The organism is Streptomyces sp. NPDC006602, assembly GCF_042870385.1.
Taxonomy (GTDB): Bacteria; Actinomycetota; Actinomycetes; order Streptomycetales; family Streptomycetaceae; genus Streptomyces.
Genome location: NZ_JBIAHG010000094.1, coordinates 1 through 2,329 on the forward strand (window position 1 = coordinate 1; position 2,329 = coordinate 2,329).

General features: G+C 68.4%; 1 protein-coding gene and 1 pseudogene. One reads left to right on the forward strand and one right to left on the reverse strand.

Annotation, left to right across the window (positions count from 1 at the left end; all coding sequences use genetic code 11):
• Positions 1–88 precede the first annotated feature (88 nt).
• Entirely contained in the window at positions 89–730 is a 642-nt protein-coding gene (locus tag ACFYO2_RS49520) for a hypothetical protein (RefSeq protein ID WP_388364086.1), read from the forward strand.
• A 177-nt stretch (positions 731–907) separates the two neighbouring features.
• Here the strand turns inward: ACFYO2_RS49520 and ACFYO2_RS49525 are convergent.
• Positions 908–2,238 (reverse strand): annotated as a pseudogene (locus tag ACFYO2_RS49525) (transposase); the annotation flags it as partial.
• Between the last annotated feature and the right edge of the window lie 91 nt (positions 2,239–2,329).

Sequence of the window (2,329 nt, forward strand, 5' to 3'; positions counted from 1 at the left end):
TGCTGCGAACACCGGTCTTGCTCGGTGACCTATCGATCAATCACCCGGGAAGGTACGTCCTCCCGAGCCGATCCACAGGTCATGAGCATTGCTCGAGAGTCGCTTCCGTCGGCTCCTGGAACAGTCGGGCATCGGTTACGTGCTGGCCGTGCCCAAGTCCCAGTTCACCGTGGGCTGTCCCCGGATCGAGAGCCTGTTCGCGCAGGCGCCGGACGAGGCGTGGGAGAAGACTTCGTGCGGCGACGGCGCGAAGGGACCGCGCGTCTACCACTGGGCGGCGGTGCGGCTGCCGGCCGTTGCCGAGTTCGACTACCAGGGCGAGGTTCCCTACCGGATGCGGTGGGCGCTGGCCCGGCGCAGCATCAGCAAGCCCGACGAGATCGGCTACTACCTCGCCTACGCCTCCTTGGAGACAACCGCGCGGGAGTTGGTGCGGATCGAGGGGTCGCGCTGGGCGATCGAAGAATGCTTCCAGGCCGCGAAGAACGAGTGCGGCCTGGGCCAGTACGAAGTCCGCCGTTACGTGGGCTGGTACCGGCACATCACCCTCGCCATGCTCGCGCACGCCTTCCTGGCGGCCACCACGCACCAGATCAGGGAAAAGGGGGCAGAACCGGTGAGATTGCCGGGGCCATCGAGCTCACAGTGGCGGAGGTTCGGCGACTCCTGGCAGCTTGTCGGCCCCGACCCCCGCACCTGCGCGGGCACCGGGGCCGATGCCACGCGATGAACTGGTCGAACTGGCGTCGGCAACGCCAAGCAGTTGCCCGGCGCTGCCATTACCAGCGTCGACGGCATACGTTCGAGGGGCAGCTTCCATAAGGCCACCCCTCACCACTCCAAGACCCGCTACACTCCAGCCGCCCATCCAAACCTCCAGGTCAGACAGCGAAATCCTGCTGGAGTATTAGGCGGTGGATAGCTGAGGCAAATCCGTCACCTTTGATGGTGGGGCGGGTGGTTGCGGTGAGCGCCATTCCGGCTGGAGCGTGTAGAGCCCGCGTCCGGTCCGGCTCAGGATTCCGTCCGTGACCCAGTGGCCCAGCTGTGCGCAGAAGCTTCGCTAGTGCTCGATGCCGAGGGCGTCGGCGATCTCTTTGAGGCTCCATGCTCGCTGGTCATCGGTGCGAAGAAGTTGCAGCGTGCGGTCGCGTCGGCCCTGGCGTCCGGAGACAGGCGGTGTCGCAGGGGTACTTGTGTCCGTCGTGGGCGTGCTGGGATGCGCCGCGTAGATCGCGATCGCGAGATGGGTGATGTTCTGGCTGGTCAGCGGGCGCGCGTCGGCGGGATTGCCGGGGTAGCGGGAGAGCGCGGACTTCACCTTGCGGGCGCTGATGCGGGTGCGGCGCCTGGGCAGTAGGGCGGCCAGGGCCGCTTGGGCGATGACGCCTGGGCCGGGGGTGCCGGGCAGGACGCTCTGGGCGGTGATCACCTGGTCGCGGGCGGCCTCGAGGGCGACGGTGAAGCTCACGCGGTCGGGATTGACGCCGAGGGTGGTCTCGGCGGCTTCAGCCATGGCGCGTCGCAGGATTTGGTAAAGGGTGAGCTCGGCCCAGAGTTCCTGGGCGATGCCGGAGGGGTCGCACGAGCGCAGGACGAGGCCGTCGAGAAGGGTGTGGCGCAGGGCGTAGAAGGCGGACTCGACTTCCCAGCGCTCATGGTAGAGACGGACCAGGGCGGCCGCTGGGTCGGTGCGGTGGTCCAGCAGCGTGGTGGCCAGCAGGTAGCGGTTGGTGATGCGCTGCCCGTCGTCGCAGGTCACGGTGATGTCGGCCTCGACAACGCGAAGGGTGAGGCTGTTGATGCGGGTGAGGAAGGAGCCGTCGGACAGGGTGGCCATGACCGCTGGGGTGCGTCGTCCGTTGAGGCGGATCAGCAGTTGGGCGCCGGTGTCGGCGACCCGGGTGAGGAAGTCGTTGGAATCGAAGCCGCGGTCGGCAGCAGGAGCATGTCCTTGCCGAGCAGGGGCAGTAGTCGCACCGCGTAGCCGGCCTCGCCGCAGTTGGTCGGGCCGAACGCCGCGCCGAGCAGAGCGCGGGTACCGGTTTCACACAGGGCCATCAGCCGCAGCATGGGGTAGCCGTCCCAGCCGTCCGGGCGCAGGATCTTGCCCAGCCAGCCGACCACGCGTGGCTGGTCGGGGGCCTTGATGGAGCTGCAGCCGTCCAGCGCGACGGTCCGCCAACGCCGGTAGCAGACCCCGGGCGTGGCAGGCCGGGCCACCGGTCCGGCCCCCGTCCCGCCGCAGCAGGTCGGACTCCCCCTTCCGATACAGGGCCAGCGTGGCCAGCTGCTGCGGCGATGCGGTGAACGCTACGTCCTTCAGCCG